The sequence below is a fragment of the Proteiniborus sp. MB09-C3 genome (assembly GCF_030263895.1).
Classification (GTDB): Bacteria; Bacillota; Clostridia; order Tissierellales; family Proteiniboraceae; genus Proteiniborus.
Genome location: NZ_CP127161.1, coordinates 2,183,353 through 2,196,644, shown reverse-complemented (window position 1 = coordinate 2,196,644; position 13,292 = coordinate 2,183,353). Strand labels below are relative to the sequence as shown.

Annotated in this window: 17 protein-coding genes; all 17 read right to left on the bottom strand. The window is 31.0% G+C overall.

Translation table 11 applies throughout. The features are described from left to right. Nucleotides 1–36: 36 nt before the first annotated feature. The 17 genes from QO263_RS10555 to QO263_RS10475 all read right to left on the bottom strand — a co-directional run bounded on the left by QO263_RS10555 (nt 37) and on the right by QO263_RS10475 (nt 13,226). Entirely contained in the window at nt 37–1,071 is a 1,035-nt protein-coding gene (locus QO263_RS10555) for a rod shape-determining protein (protein WP_285620969.1), read from the bottom strand. 28 nt (nt 1,072–1,099) lie between these two features. Further along, the gene (radC, locus tag QO263_RS10550; protein WP_285620966.1) at nt 1,100–1,795 is read right to left on the bottom strand and encodes a RadC family protein; all 696 of its coding nucleotides are present in this window, start codon (nt 1,793–1,795) and stop codon (nt 1,100–1,102) included. 19 nt (nt 1,796–1,814) lie between these two features. Next, nucleotides 1,815–2,393: a nucleoside triphosphate pyrophosphatase gene (locus QO263_RS10545; protein WP_285620964.1), complete on the bottom strand. Its 579-nt coding sequence runs from the start codon at nt 2,391–2,393 to the stop codon at nt 1,815–1,817. 8 nt (nt 2,394–2,401) lie between these two features. Next, nucleotides 2,402–2,653 (bottom strand): DUF4321 domain-containing protein, encoded by a 252-nt coding sequence (locus tag QO263_RS10540; protein ID WP_285620959.1) that lies wholly within the window; start codon nt 2,651–2,653, stop codon nt 2,402–2,404. A 21-nt stretch (nt 2,654–2,674) separates the two neighbouring features. After that, nucleotides 2,675–3,184 carry a Gx transporter family protein gene (locus tag QO263_RS10535; protein ID WP_285620957.1) on the bottom strand — a complete coding sequence of 170 codons (510 nt, stop codon included), beginning with the start codon at nt 3,182–3,184 and terminating at the stop codon, nt 2,675–2,677. Nucleotides 3,185–3,199: 15 nt separating this feature from the next. Then, entirely contained in the window at nt 3,200–3,583 is a 384-nt protein-coding gene (locus QO263_RS10530) for a NusG domain II-containing protein (protein WP_285620954.1), read from the bottom strand. A 202-nt stretch (nt 3,584–3,785) separates the two neighbouring features. Further along, nucleotides 3,786–3,992, bottom strand: a complete 207-nt coding sequence (locus QO263_RS10525; protein ID WP_285620950.1) for a hypothetical protein — start codon at nt 3,990–3,992, stop codon at nt 3,786–3,788. An 8-nt stretch (nt 3,993–4,000) separates the two neighbouring features. Further along, complete coding sequence (locus tag QO263_RS10520) at nt 4,001–4,189, bottom strand: ATP-binding cassette domain-containing protein (RefSeq protein ID WP_285620947.1); 189 nt, start codon at nt 4,187–4,189, stop codon at nt 4,001–4,003. Continuing rightward, nucleotides 4,186–5,151, bottom strand: coding sequence for a hypothetical protein (locus QO263_RS10515; protein ID WP_285620945.1), 966 nt, complete (start codon nt 5,149–5,151; stop codon nt 4,186–4,188). The genes QO263_RS10520 and QO263_RS10515 overlap by 4 nt, the downstream gene beginning before the upstream one ends. Nucleotides 5,152–5,328: 177 nt before the next feature. Further along, nucleotides 5,329–5,724 (bottom strand): coiled-coil domain-containing protein, encoded by a 396-nt coding sequence (locus tag QO263_RS10510; RefSeq protein ID WP_285620942.1) that lies wholly within the window; start codon nt 5,722–5,724, stop codon nt 5,329–5,331. Between the two features lie 76 nt (nt 5,725–5,800). Next, nucleotides 5,801–6,448, bottom strand: a complete 648-nt coding sequence (locus tag QO263_RS10505) for a sensor histidine kinase (protein ID WP_285620939.1) — start codon at nt 6,446–6,448, stop codon at nt 5,801–5,803. A gap of 351 nt (nt 6,449–6,799) precedes the next feature. Then, entirely contained in the window at nt 6,800–7,261 is a 462-nt protein-coding gene (locus QO263_RS10500; RefSeq protein WP_285620937.1) for a hypothetical protein, read from the bottom strand. A 52-nt stretch (nt 7,262–7,313) separates the two neighbouring features. Beyond that, on the bottom strand, nt 7,314–7,736 hold the full coding sequence (locus QO263_RS10495) for a hypothetical protein (protein ID WP_285620934.1): 423 nt from the start codon (nt 7,734–7,736) through the stop codon (nt 7,314–7,316). Between the two features lie 721 nt (nt 7,737–8,457). Continuing rightward, a complete protein-coding gene (locus QO263_RS10490; RefSeq protein ID WP_285620932.1) occupies nt 8,458–9,930 on the bottom strand; it encodes an alanine/glycine:cation symporter family protein in 1,473 nt (490 codons plus the stop codon). A gap of 334 nt (nt 9,931–10,264) precedes the next feature. Next, nucleotides 10,265–11,101, bottom strand: coding sequence for a response regulator (locus QO263_RS10485; protein WP_285620929.1), 837 nt, complete (start codon nt 11,099–11,101; stop codon nt 10,265–10,267). A gap of 1 nt (nt 11,102) precedes the next feature. Further along, the gene (locus QO263_RS10480) at nt 11,103–12,371 is read right to left on the bottom strand and encodes a sensor histidine kinase (protein ID WP_285620928.1); all 1,269 of its coding nucleotides are present in this window, start codon (nt 12,369–12,371) and stop codon (nt 11,103–11,105) included. A gap of 150 nt (nt 12,372–12,521) precedes the next feature. After that, nucleotides 12,522–13,226 carry a hypothetical protein gene (locus QO263_RS10475; protein ID WP_285620926.1) on the bottom strand — a complete coding sequence of 235 codons (705 nt, stop codon included), beginning with the start codon at nt 13,224–13,226 and terminating at the stop codon, nt 12,522–12,524. Nucleotides 13,227–13,292 lie beyond the last annotated feature (66 nt).

The window sequence follows — 13,292 nt, the reverse complement described above, 5'->3', positions numbered from 1 at the left end:
CTTTATTTTTTTAAATATGGCCATCTATATCACCACTTATCCTAACTTTCTTGAACTTTTCGCAACTCTTTTTAATGTTTCTATATCTTCTAAAGCCTTTCCCGTACCTATGGCAACGCAATCTAAAGGATCTTCAGCTATATGAATAGGCATTCCAGTTTCCTTTCTAATAAGCCTATCCAGTCCATCCAACAACGCTCCTCCTCCAGTTAACATTATCCCTTGCTCCATAATATCTGATGCTAGCTCAGGAGGAGTTTTTTCTAGAGTGAATTTTATAGCATCTATAATATTAGATATAGGCTCTTTCATCGCTTCATAAATCTCAGATGAACTGATATCAATAGTTTTTGGTAGCCCAGAAATCAAATCTCTTCCTCTTACAGATATTTTTCTTTCCTTATTGCCAGATAAATCAGCTGAACCTACTTGTATCTTAACTTCTTCTGCAGTCCTTTCTCCTATCATTAAATTGTACTCTTTTTTAATATAATAGACTATTGATTCGTCGAGTTCATCTCCTGCTACTCTGATAGATTTGCTAGTTACTATTCCACCTAAGGAAATAATAGCTACTTCAGTAGTACCTCCTCCAATATCTACTACCATACTGCCGTTAGGTTCTTGAACAGGAAGTCCTGCACCAATAGCCGCAGCCATAGGCTCCTCTATAAGAAATGCTTCTCTGGCTCCTGCTTGGATAGCAGCTTCTTCAACAGCCCTTTTTTCAACCTCAGTAACACCAGAAGGCACGCAAACAACTACCCTAGGAGAAAAAAGTGAACGTGTACGATTTCCTTTTCTTATAAAGTACTTTAGCATACTTTGAGTAATGTCAAAGTCTGCAATGACTCCATCACTTAAAGGTCTAATAGCAACTATATGTCCCGGTGTTCTACCTATCATTCTCTTGGCTTCTTCACCTACTGCTAAGACCTCTTTAGTATTAGTTTGTATAGCAACAACAGAAGGTTCTCTAATTATTATACCTTTACCTTTCATAAAAACTAAAGTATTTGCTGTTCCTAAGTCAATTCCCATGTCCTTTGTAAATATACTAAACATTCCCATCATCTTTTGCTCCTTCCTAGTTAAAGCCTTAAATTATATCTTTCTCTTTTAAACTTATATACCTGTTATTTCCAATTATAATATGGTCGAGCACCTTAATTCCTAGAATCTCTCCTCCCTCAGCCAATCTCCTGGTTATAGCAATGTCTTCCTTGCTGGGTGCAGGATCTCCACTAGGATGATTATGAACAAGAATTATTGAGGCACTGCTTTTGACTATAGCTTCTTTGAAAACTTCTCTTGGATGAACTATAGAAGAATTCAAACTCCCTATAGATATATCTTCGATTCCTATCACTTGATTTTTAGTGTCTAGCATAACTATTTTAAAATGCTCTTTCTTCAAATGAATCATATCCAGCATTAGAATATCGACAATATCTGTTGGTGAAGTAATCCTTGATTTTTCTTTATGTGTGCTTGACATAACTCTCTTGCCTAGTTCTACAGCAGCTAATATTTGAGCCGCCTTACACTGTCCTATTCCTTTTACTTTCATTATCTCCTGTAAGTTTGCATCAATTAAAAAAGAAATTCCTTCCTTTTTGCCTGCCAAAAGTTTTTGAGATATTTCTATAGCTGTACTTTCTCTATTACCTGTCCTAATTATTATAGCTAATAATTCAGTATTTGATAATACTTTAGGACCATATTTATAAAGTTTTTCTCGTGGCCTTTCATCCTCAGGTAAATCCTTAATGGTATAACTAAAGTCTTTCTCCATAGCCCCTCCCAAAAGATAATCAAAGAATTTTTGTATTAAAATACCTTTCCAAAAGCTTATCTACTTTCACAATTGGCAATCCTACTACATTGGAGTAAGAACCCTCTATCCAATCTACTAAAATTTCACCATAGCCTTGAATACCATAAGCTCCTGCCTTATCCTTAAATTCTCCAGTACTTATATACCTATTTATCTTTTCTGGCTGTAATTCCCTAAATTTAACTTTAGTTGTTTCATAATCAATGATTTTTTTCCCTAGGCTTGTGTCTATTATAGTTATACCTGTAATTACCAGATGTTCTTTGCCGCTTAGTTTTTCAAGAATCCTATAGGCATCTATTTCATCTTTGGGCTTCCCAATAACGCTATTCATATACACAACTGTATCTGCTGCAATTACTATTGCGTTAGAATCAAGTTTGCTGGAAATATCTTCTGCCTTTTGAAAGGCTAGAGACATAACTACCTGAAAAGGATCATCACCAAAAGAAACTTTTTCATTAACATGGCTTTTAATTATTTCAAAATCCACATCATATCTTTCTAATATTTCTCTTCTCCTCGGAGATGAAGATGCTAAAATTATCTTTTTCATAATCTCACCTATAGTCTTTTATACATAAAGAAAGCTAATAAAAATCCAATAGCGCTGGCAATGTTTATGTCAATAATTAACCCAAAGGTAAGCTCTATTACACTTAAGTCTAGATGTACGGGAGTTTTAATCCCAATAGGATAACTATATGACAGTAAAGGAATTTTATCGCCTAATAGATTTCCAATAACACTACCTAGCACTACACCTATAATAGTTAACGCAAACAAAAGTGCTAAATTCCTATTTCTTGGTCTCATGTTTACCTCCTTATGTTAATTCTAAGTTTCTCCTAATATTTTTTTCATATTCTTTGATGTTAGCGCTGAGCCTAATCCAACAAAATAGCCAGTAAACAAGCTCAATAAAGTCATGAAAGGAAAATATGAGAAGATTTTTAGATTTTCCATTATCAGGCTAGCTGCCAAAAGCTGCCCAACATTATGAAATATTGCTCCAAAAATACTAACACCAATTAAACTAAAATAGCTAGAAAAATGTCTAAATACAATTGACATAGCTAAGGTGCTTAATATCGCTCCAGAAAGACTATAGGCTAAACCCGAAAATCCTCCTGTAGCCAGTGCAAATACTAATGACCTTAATATTGCTACAACAAAGGCTTCTTTACATCCAAACAATACTAAAGTAATTAGGCAAACAATATTAGCTAGTCCAAGCTTCATGCCTGGTAACAAAATAGGTATTGGAATCATTGATTCTATTATACTAAGGGCAAGTCCTAAAGAAACTAATAATGATAAAAGAATAAGTTTTCTGAGTCTTTTCATGTATCTCACCCTTTTCTAATAACTAATATGGTCTATTTCATCATTTGAATTTTTCTCTGTCTTTATCTCTACTACCATTCTGTTTGGTAAGCAGACAATCACTTCTCCTTGAGTAGATATCCATCCTTGCTTAACATCTAGCTTGTCAGGACAGTCAGCTTCAATAACTCTAACCCTTTCATCGCCAACCTCTATTTTGTTATAGCCAAATTCTGTTTTTATATCAATGGTTTTGCCTACCATATTTGCCCCAAAGGAAATCTTTTTAATCTCTTTTCCATCGACTTGTATGCTAATATACTTATTTCCGCCATTTGTTGAATAATATTTTACAAAATATATTCCTACTAGGCTTAACAGCAACACAAAAACTATTAAGTACTTGTCCCATTTTGTCATAGTCTACATCCTTTTTTTACATAATATTATAGGATAATTCTGCAAAAGTTCAATACATATTTAGCACTAAAAAACACGAAAAATACATATTATCACATCATAAGTTTACCATTTCCATATTTCATTTACAAGTTGTAATTTTTTCTTAAGAAAGGCAAAAATTTAATATGCCACAGAGTTAGCCCTGTGGCATACTAAATTATTAAATTTTCTTTACACCTATAATAAAAAATACTGTTCCCATTAAAACTAATATTCCTAAATTCGGTAAAATATCCTCCATTCCTTTTCCATACATCACAATCTTTTCAATTCCTTCAACTGCCCATTTTTGAGGTGTTGGATAAAGTGCTATCTCCTGTGGGACTAAACCTAAGTCATTTTCTAATCTCTTTGGATTTTTTAGCACGCTTTCACCTAGATAAAGATATCACCGCTATCTGGTCTAAATAGTGTAGATATCATAGATATAGTAGTCGACTTTCCAGCACCATTGGGCCCCAATAGGCCAAATATTTCTTTCTCTTTAATGTCAAAACTTAACTCATCTACTGCTCTTAGCTCCTTATAATCCTTTGTAATTTTTTTTATTTCCAGTATCGTCATCTAAATCGCCTTCCTTGTATGGATATAAAAATCTTTTGAAAATCTACATCTTCTATTTTTATTGTGTTTTCTGGTGTTGGTTTTTCAAAATCAATATTTTGTTCTTTTTGAATGTTAAAGTTTTTAGTGTTACACTGCACATTAATTTTCTTTATAATATATTCTTCCTGATCCTCGTCCGTTTCTAAAATAAACTCAATATTTTCTTCTACTATATATCCATCCATATCCATAAAGGCTTTATATAATAATTTCGAATTACTTGATTCATTAATTATTTTTCTAATTTCCTGAATTGTTTTTTTAAGATCTTCATTATCAAAGCTAATTTCTCCACTGTCTTCTAATTTCCAAGAATTATTATAAAGTTTATTTATATCGTCACTTTCGATAACTGCATCTATTACAAATCCTGCTAACTCTTTAAATTGCTCATTATTAATCTCAATTGTATATTCAGTTGCTTTTACTTCTCCTTCATCTGTGGATACTAAAACTTTATTGCCCTTAAATACATTTTCCTCTTTTAATATTTCTGTCCATTTATCCTTTATCATGTTTAGTGTATTTTCTGATATTTGGTTATCAGAATCTGAATTATTACTGTTTTTCGTTAATTCTATATATTTTTTATCCTCTATAACTGTAGATAAATACTCAATGTATTGTCTATCATTTAACGAATAAAAGTTAATGTCTTGACCTACTCTCCCTAGGTTTACATACATTTCGGACAGCATTATATCAGCTTCTTTATCAATTTTAATGTTCATTGAAAACTTAGCATTCCTTAATAAATCATATAACTCTTTTTCAAAGGTTCCAGAACTATTAAAATTAAACTCTGTATTAAACTGTACATCAGCCTTGCTGGTTCCTTTTTTTATCTCATAGGTTTTTTTCACAGCCTTCACATAATCAGTAAGATCATTTTTGCTGCATCCTACAGAAGTAAATGCCAATATAAATACTAAAATAACTTAAAATATCTTTTTCACTTTCATCTCCTCCTTGACTATATCCTATAATACTTATAGAAAAAGTTCTTCTAACTTATTTCCTAATGTATTGATTTTACCCATGACTTTTAGCATAAAAAAACCATAATAATAGCTGCGCTAAAATTATGGTTTTTTTATTTAATCCTCTTTTACGAATACATTTCTTAAATCCTGAATTACCTTATAAGTTTCCTCCGATTTTGTAAAAGATATTTCACTTTCTTCCATAAACTTCTTTATGGCTATCTGATTTTCTTCAAGTCTGTTAAGGCGCTTAATTACTTCCACATGATTATCCTCTAGCTTTTCAATACGTTTTATTACCTCTTCATGATTATTATTTATTTGCTCTTGCATACTGTTCATCTGCTCTTGCATACTGTTCATCTGCTCTTGCATACTGTCCATCTGCTCTTGCATACTGTTTATCTGCTCTTGAATACTGTTTATTTGCCCCTGTATGCCATTTGTTTGATTCTGCATAAATAATATACTTTCTAAAATCTGGTATAATATCTTTTCCACATCTGCCATCTCACCCCTCCTCTTATACATCTCTTATCCTTTATCTAATTATATATAAATACATTTATTTATTCAATTCCATTTTTCACTGCAAACAAAGCAAGCTGTGTCCTATCTCTGAGATTAAGCTTACTATAGTATCATGAATATCCCTTGCAATTTTATTTCTCTCTTGAATAATTGCAGCTTCTTTAAGCTTCTCTCTAGCCCTTAAAAGCTCTTCATTCAGCTTTTCCTTACTTTCTTTTTCGTCTTTATAGTATTTCAAAAAATTCATTAGAAGCAGTAGGGATATTCCTGTAGCAATGAAAAATACACTTTGATATAAGTTTCCTAGACTTGATTTATTGACTAACAATATTATGAACTTAATACTTGATATGATCATTGTAATAGTACAGAGTACAAGGCTATATACCCTATTTAGATTCAATGGAATTTCTAGTAAAGCTAAGAAATAAAAAAGATGAAGGATATAATTTATCAAATACCTTGAATTTTGTTCCATTATGTATATGAGGCTTATCTCAATTATATAGGTTAGCAGTATTATTTTTTCATTTCTTATTTTAAGCCTAGCTAGATTGATTATAAGGTAGGTTATATACAGCAAAATCAAAATAGTTGCACGATGAGTAAGAGCATTTTCATAGAGAAATGCTCCATAAAAAAGTATTAATGTAATCAGTATCTTAAATAAGTTTAGTTTTTTCAAAATAGGAACCAGTATCATAAAATCATCCCCCATTTTATAATATCCTATAGCTTAAAATAGGTAAATAAGAAATTAGATTTATTAAAATAGGTTTGTTTTATCCTCATTAAAAGACAAAAAAGAATGCCTTAACTTAGAGGCACTCTCTTATTTTTACTAAACTATGAAAAAACCTAGCTCCTTTTTTTCTGTATATTTGCCTTACTAAAATAATCTTCTAACTCCAAAATAACTTTTCTAGGAAACTTAAAAGACCTATGTGTGTCGTCATTTGAATAAAAGATAATTTTGTTTTTTGCTATTTTATATGAGTCCCATTCTGAAAAATTAATAGTAGTTATTTTTTCATCTGCAATAATACATTTGTTTTCAAGTATATATATTTATATATTTAGTCGCACATGTACAGACTCCAATACAAATATTTACAAAATAAACAATATAATGAATAACTTGAAAATCTATTTTTTTTATAAATATAGGCAGTAAGCCAATAATTATAAACACTCCTATTATAAAAACAGTAGCCTTAGAATATTCAAAAAGATTGTACGAATAACACTTCTCTTCTTTATTATTACTAGCAATTCTTTCATTCTTCTTTTTACGAGAATTTAAAAATATATATGTCTGTAGATTAACTGGCAATAAATATAATAAATATAAGTATTTGATTTCGGGATAAATAAAAAATACTATTATAGGAACATTATATAATAAAAATAAAATTAACATTACTCTAATATTTTTAGTTTCTTTGTAAAGAGTCGAATATAAGTGGTAAGCAATCGCAAGAAAATATAGCATTAGAATAATTATAATTTCAATCATAATTTCAGCCTCCTTTAATGAGCAATTAAAAAGATAAAGCTAATTCTATTTATTACTCCCTAATTCTTTGGATTAATACTTTATATTTTCCTTTTTTAACATCTCCCCCAATGATTTTAACTGTCCAATCTCCTTTATAAATTTCAATTTCCTTATCATCAGATCCCTTTAATCCTTCATATTCATATACCGTATATCCCTCAGGATTGTATAAAGCAACATGAAATCCTCCTTCTTCAATATCTGAAAACACGTGAACTATAGCTTTTCCCTCCTGTTTTACAGTGAAAGAACTAGTTCTGTCAAGGTTCATTCTATCAAAGGAAACATTTTCATGAAAAAGTTCATTATTATTCCAACTAGCAAAAATTAAATCATAGCATATAAAGATTATCAGTATAAATAATGTCAAAATAGCAAACCTTAAAATTGAATATTTCACATTAATTTTACTCTGAATTTTTGAAATTGCCATTCTACCACCATCCTTACAAGTTATACTTCTCCCTAATAAAACGTATGCTTAATTTTATTATGCTATCACAATACCTCTCTATTTATCTGTAAGTACTTCAAATTATTTTATATAAACATTTTTTGAGTTTATAAATTAGGATAAAATAAACCCTAATCTCTGCAATTTATTATACATTTCTACACAAATATCAGAAACCCTTTACTTATTTTAAAAATTATAACTAATTTACAAATATTATCTATTTTTCATCATTATGATATCAAACAAATTTATCTAAAGATTTTACTAACTATTTTCCTTTATTAGGACCACAAGCTAAGATATGAACCAGAAAAAACGTAACACAAACTTCAGCAACTAATATAATGTATTAAGGTAAAAACCTAACTTATTTAATTGATAGGAGGTTGTATGATGGTTGTAGCAAAAGGATGTCGTGGAAATAGTGGAAGTGAGCTGCTATTCTTCTTCTTAATACTAATAATACTATTTATGAACTGTGATTTTTGGAGTTGCTAAAAGACAGCGCGATTTTAAATCTAGGTTAGCACTAGTCTAAAAATGCTTGTAGAAATCACCGGGTAAATAATTAAGATTTGAGGGTTGAATATTATTGCACTAAAAAGCTCCTCTTAGAATACTAAATTTAGTATTTCTAAGAGGAGCTTCTATTTACCTAAAGAGAAATCATGTGCTTTATCTAGATTTCTGTATTCAACTATTTTAAAGTCGTAGTAGTTAAAACCTTCTTTAATACAGAATTTTTATTCTTCGCTTTGTTTTCTTCAAGATTCTCATATTCATAATCCCAATGGATATCTCCTTTAAGTACGCATGAATCATAGTCATCAAGTACCGCACGTACTTCTTTGGATAATAAGAATAGTGCTACTATGTTTGGTATAGCCATAATACCCATGAACATATCTGCTAATTTCCATACAAATGTAGTTTCAATAGCTGTCCCTAGTACTAAGGCTGTTATAGATATAGCTTTAAATATATTTAATGTTCTAGCCTTAGAGTTAAATACCATTTTCACATTGGATTCGGCAAAGTAATACCATCCAACTATTGTAGTAAGTGAAAAGAATGATAAACAAATTGATAAGAACATTCCACCAAATACACTAAATCCTGATATAAAGCCATATTGTGTCATCACAGTGGCTTTTTCCGTCATCTCTATTGCAGATATATTTGGGTTATAAGATCCTGAAGCTAAGTTTACCATAACTGTTGAGAGGCAAATCAAGAATGTTGAAATAAATACTCCTATCATGGCAGTAAAGCCTTGTTCGGCAGGATGTTTAGTATCGGCAACTGCATGTGAATGTGGAGTTGAACCCATACCTGCTTCGTTTGAGAAAAGTCCCCTTGCAAGTCCAAACCTAATAGTCTGTTGAACAGTGATACCAAGTGCCCCTCCACCAATTGCCGCTGGTGAAAATGCACCCATAAAAATACTCTTTATTGCAGGAACAAAGTTTCCTATATTCATTAAGATTATTATAAAGCTTCCTAAAATATATGCACCAGCCATTATTGGTACTACTTTTTCTGCAAAAGCTGCTATTCTTCCCATGCCACCCATTAGTATAAGTGCTACTATAATTGAAAGTCCTATTGTGATACCAATGGTTGGTATGCCAAATGCCTCACTTACAGAACCAGCAACAGAGTTTGATTGTACCATGATGCCGACTATACCAAGTGCAACAATACATGCTATAGCAAAGAATACCGACAATCCTTTAGATTTTAAACCATTTTTAATATAGTAAGCTGGCCCTCCTACTAGCTCTCCGTCTTTAATCTCTCTATATTTTTGTGCTAGAACCCCTTCACTAAATATTGTAGCCATTCCGAAAAATGCAGATACTAGCATCCAAAATGCTGCTCCAGGCCCTCCAGCTGCTATGGCTGTGGCAACTCCTACTATATTTCCTGTACCAACTTGAGCTGCTACTGCTGTTGATAGTGCTTGAAAGGGCGTCATTTTTCCTTCCCCTACTGATTTTTTGCTTGTTAATCCTCCAAGCATCTTCTTTAATGCAGGAAATAACCTGGTAAACTGTAAAAACTTAAGTTTTACTGTCATAAAAACACCTATACCTAAAAGAGCAACTATTAGCACATAGTCCCATAGAACTGTATTTACAGAATCAACTATAAGCTTAAATGTTTCCATATGAATCCCTCATCTTTCTTTTTATAGTTAGTTTTAGTCAATTAACATAATCATGCTAGTCATTAAGATTTTTAAAATTTATCCGATATCTATGATCCAAACTCATATTATTTTAATGACTTTCATTCTCTTGATGAAGCTTAAGCCGTTTTAGATACCGTTTTCCTGTCGATTTATAATGACTATTTAATTTTATATTTTGATTATATTTATCAACCTTCAAAAAACTACAAAAAGTTTCACATTTGTATAAAAATTTATAATATTTATCTATAGTTATCTCTTCATCAATAGAAAAAGGCCGAAGAAAAGCAGCTGCTCATCTTCAACCTTCCTATTCATTTCTATTGCAATAAAATAATATACCATCAATAAACTTTCTTAAATTTACCTTTCCTCTCTTCTTACTTTTACCTCTAATATGATCCATTTCAATTTTAATTTGTTCAAAGTTATATAGTCCGTTGGAATATTCAGTAAATATTTCATTCATGTAATCCTCTATACCTAAATTAGCAAGATTAATCATTCCAACAGTAGCAGTTCTTCTGATCCTTTGTTCCATAGTCTTAACTTGGTCAGTAAAATGGCTGCATAATTCTTTCACCGTAAAGTCAGACATATCTTGCTTTGTATCAAGCAAATATTTTATGATGTTGATTATGTCTTGACTCCCGCTCTCACCGACAATTCCAATTCTCTGCATTACTCTCTTTACTTCTTCAATTTTATTTTCTTGCTTCTGTATAACTTGATTTTGTTCATTAGTAAACAAGCTCTGAATTTTGGATAATTTTTGATTCATTTTTATCTTATCTTGAACCTTATGAATAACACTCTCAACCTCTATAGCATTTATTGGCTTTGAAATAAAATACTCTATTCCACTTTGATAGGCTTTACCTATCATATCTTTAGAAGTCACCTGCGATATCATGATGAGTTGCATGTTAGGGTACATATTTTTTACTTCTTTCACTAGGGTTATGCCATCCTTACCTGGCATCAATAAGTCTACCAGTACTATATCAGGTTTTAAATTTTGTATCTCTATAAGACCATCAATTCCATCATTAGCCCATCCCAATAATGTACCTAAATTTCTGTCAGTTATTATCTTCTCTAATATCCTGATAATGCTATTGTCATCTTCAATGATAAAGATATTCATCTCACACCTCCAGAGAATCTCTTGGTATACAAATCCGGAATGTTGTTCCTTTATCCTCCTCTGAGCTTACTGTAACTTTCCCGCCTAAATGATTTTCAACAATATCTTTAACTACACTTAATCCTAGTCCTCTATTAATCTCACCAGTAGCGTAATTTATCTTAGTAGAAAAACCAGGTGTAAATATATGAGTTAAGTTTTTTTCTTCTATTCCAACACCTGTATCAGCAATTACAAAAACATGCTGTCCATTCTCAACCACGTGAATAAATCTAATTTCGCACTGTTTTTTAGAATCTATAGCTGAATCAATCCCATTCATAATCAAATTCCTAAATATTGACATAAGATAATAATGCTTAGAAGTATAAAAATTATCTCCTACTTCAAAATGTAATTCTATATTCTTTTTTTTATGAATTATCTCTCTCTTCATGGTTTCGTATAAAATATTCATTATTTCTCTAAAATTCATTCCTTCATCTTGCAGCTTATTTTCTGTGATTTCTCTCATTCCTCTAATAGCTAACTCATATTCTTTTTTTATTTCATGAACATCTCTAGCAATAGTCACAGCTCTATCTGCCCAATCCTCTTTGTCCTCGTCTAGTTTTATCTTCTCAAATAGTCCGTAGGAGTTAGACATAACTTTCTCTATGTTGTCCATATTTTTTTCCATCCAGTACATTTCGGTTTTTAATTGTGCAGTTAGCCATAGAAGCCTTCGGTATCTTTTCTCATGTTCTTCCTTTAACAGCAGCATTTTATAATATTTGAGTCCGTTTAATACAAACCATACCAGACTAGAACGCACTATAGCCACAAAGAATAATGTAGTTATTATTTCCCAATTAAATTGAGAAACACCGACTTTAATTCTAACCAATACCTCAATTATGTTTGAAAAAAAGTCGCTAATTATCATAATTAACAATAATCGATTGATATCTTCTTTAATATTTTTTCTATTTAATAAATAATATATTGCTCCGTAGAATGTATAAAATAATATCTCTAATTGAAATGACCAAAGGACATCATTAATATTGCCATTTCCCAGATAATAAAGTAGCATCCTAAGGAGATATACGGCTATTCCCGAAACTATTCCCATTAGAATTGGCTTTAAATCCTTATAAAGAAAAAGAAGTATTGATAGAAGTATTATACCTCCTGAAACTCTAAAATCAGTACCTAAAAATCCAATATTTATTTGTGAGGATAATGCAACAATTACAGATACAACTGCTATTCTTTGAAAGTTTTTCAAGTCAATCAACTCCTAGCCCTAGCTATAGACTTAACAAACCGTGCATACTCTATCAAGAAATTTCAGTATAGATAAAAACTTTATTTTCCATAAACTTGCTAGCAAAATTTTTTAAGCTGTCCTGATTTCATTTCAAGACAGCTTATTAGATTATATTGTCCATTGTCCGTGAACTATACCTACTAAATACCAGGTTCCATTTTCTTCTTCAAATACTAGCTTCAAGTTTCTCCAGTCTATCCCCTCATATTTTGATTCAAAACCTTTGAAATAAAACTCTACAAAATATCCTTCTGGATAAGCTTCTTTTATATTATCTGTAGTATTTCCTTTTCCTATTGCCACATTGTTTCCTATCATATGTGGATTAGCAAAATCTTCATCATAAATAAACTTATCATAATATTCATTGAAGCTTAGCTTTATTGGTTCACCGGAACCATCATAGCTACCCCAAGTATATACCTTAGTGTCCTTAATAATGTCTGCCACTTGTCCAGCTGTAAATACTAAATCCTTCTGAGTATCCACATATGGATAAGGAGTAAATCTAAGTCCCTTCGTTGGATGGACATATACAGATAAACCATTCATGTCCTTGTCTTTTATCAATCCAATGACTTCAATTACTTTTACCAAAAGATTATCAGAGTCTTCAACATTTAATTCTGACTCAAGAGATTTTATCCTATCTTCTAAAGCTTTTTTATCTTTTTCTAATTCACTTATTGCGGTATCTCTTTTCTTAAGTTCATTCTCTAATTCAGCATTGCTCATACTCTTTGAAGTACAGCCAGTCAACATTACTGTAAATATCAATACAAGTAGGAGAACAGCTTTTATTTTTCTTATCATATCATCACATACCTTTTCTTTTTATAGTAATATGTTTTCCCAGATTAATTTTAAAATATGCATTAT

Bases quoted from the DNA above. Each gene is read 5' to 3' on its own strand.
- QO263_RS10540 (WP_285620959.1), bottom strand. From the start codon at position 2,653: ATGAGACCAAGAAATAGGAATTTAGCACTTTTGTTTGCGTTAACTATT.
- QO263_RS10495 (WP_285620934.1), bottom strand. From the start codon at position 7,736: ATGGCAATTTCAAAAATTCAGAGTAAAATTAATGTGAAATATTCAATT.
- QO263_RS10535 (WP_285620957.1), bottom strand. From the start codon at position 3,184: ATGAAAAGACTCAGAAAACTTATTCTTTTATCATTATTAGTTTCTTTA.
- QO263_RS10485 (WP_285620929.1), bottom strand. From the start codon at position 11,101: ATGAATATCTTTATCATTGAAGATGACAATAGCATTATCAGGATATTA.
- radC (WP_285620966.1), bottom strand. From the start codon at position 1,795: ATGGAGAAAGACTTTAGTTATACCATTAAGGATTTACCTGAGGATGAA.
- QO263_RS10490 (WP_285620932.1), bottom strand. From the start codon at position 9,930: ATGGAAACATTTAAGCTTATAGTTGATTCTGTAAATACAGTTCTATGG.
- QO263_RS10555 (WP_285620969.1), bottom strand. From the start codon at position 1,071: ATGGGAATGTTTAGTATATTTACAAAGGACATGGGAATTGACTTAGGA.
- QO263_RS10545 (WP_285620964.1), bottom strand. From the start codon at position 2,393: ATGAAAAAGATAATTTTAGCATCTTCATCTCCGAGGAGAAGAGAAATA.
- QO263_RS10520 (WP_285620947.1), bottom strand. From the start codon at position 4,189: ATGACGATACTGGAAATAAAAAAAATTACAAAGGATTATAAGGAGCTA.
- QO263_RS10505 (WP_285620939.1), bottom strand. From the start codon at position 6,448: ATGATACTGGTTCCTATTTTGAAAAAACTAAACTTATTTAAGATACTG.
- QO263_RS10500 (WP_285620937.1), bottom strand. From the start codon at position 7,261: ATGATTGAAATTATAATTATTCTAATGCTATATTTTCTTGCGATTGCT.
- QO263_RS10475 (WP_285620926.1), bottom strand. From the start codon at position 13,226: ATGATAAGAAAAATAAAAGCTGTTCTCCTACTTGTATTGATATTTACA.
- QO263_RS10510 (WP_285620942.1), bottom strand. From the start codon at position 5,724: ATGGCAGATGTGGAAAAGATATTATACCAGATTTTAGAAAGTATATTA.
- QO263_RS10530 (WP_285620954.1), bottom strand. From the start codon at position 3,583: ATGACAAAATGGGACAAGTACTTAATAGTTTTTGTGTTGCTGTTAAGC.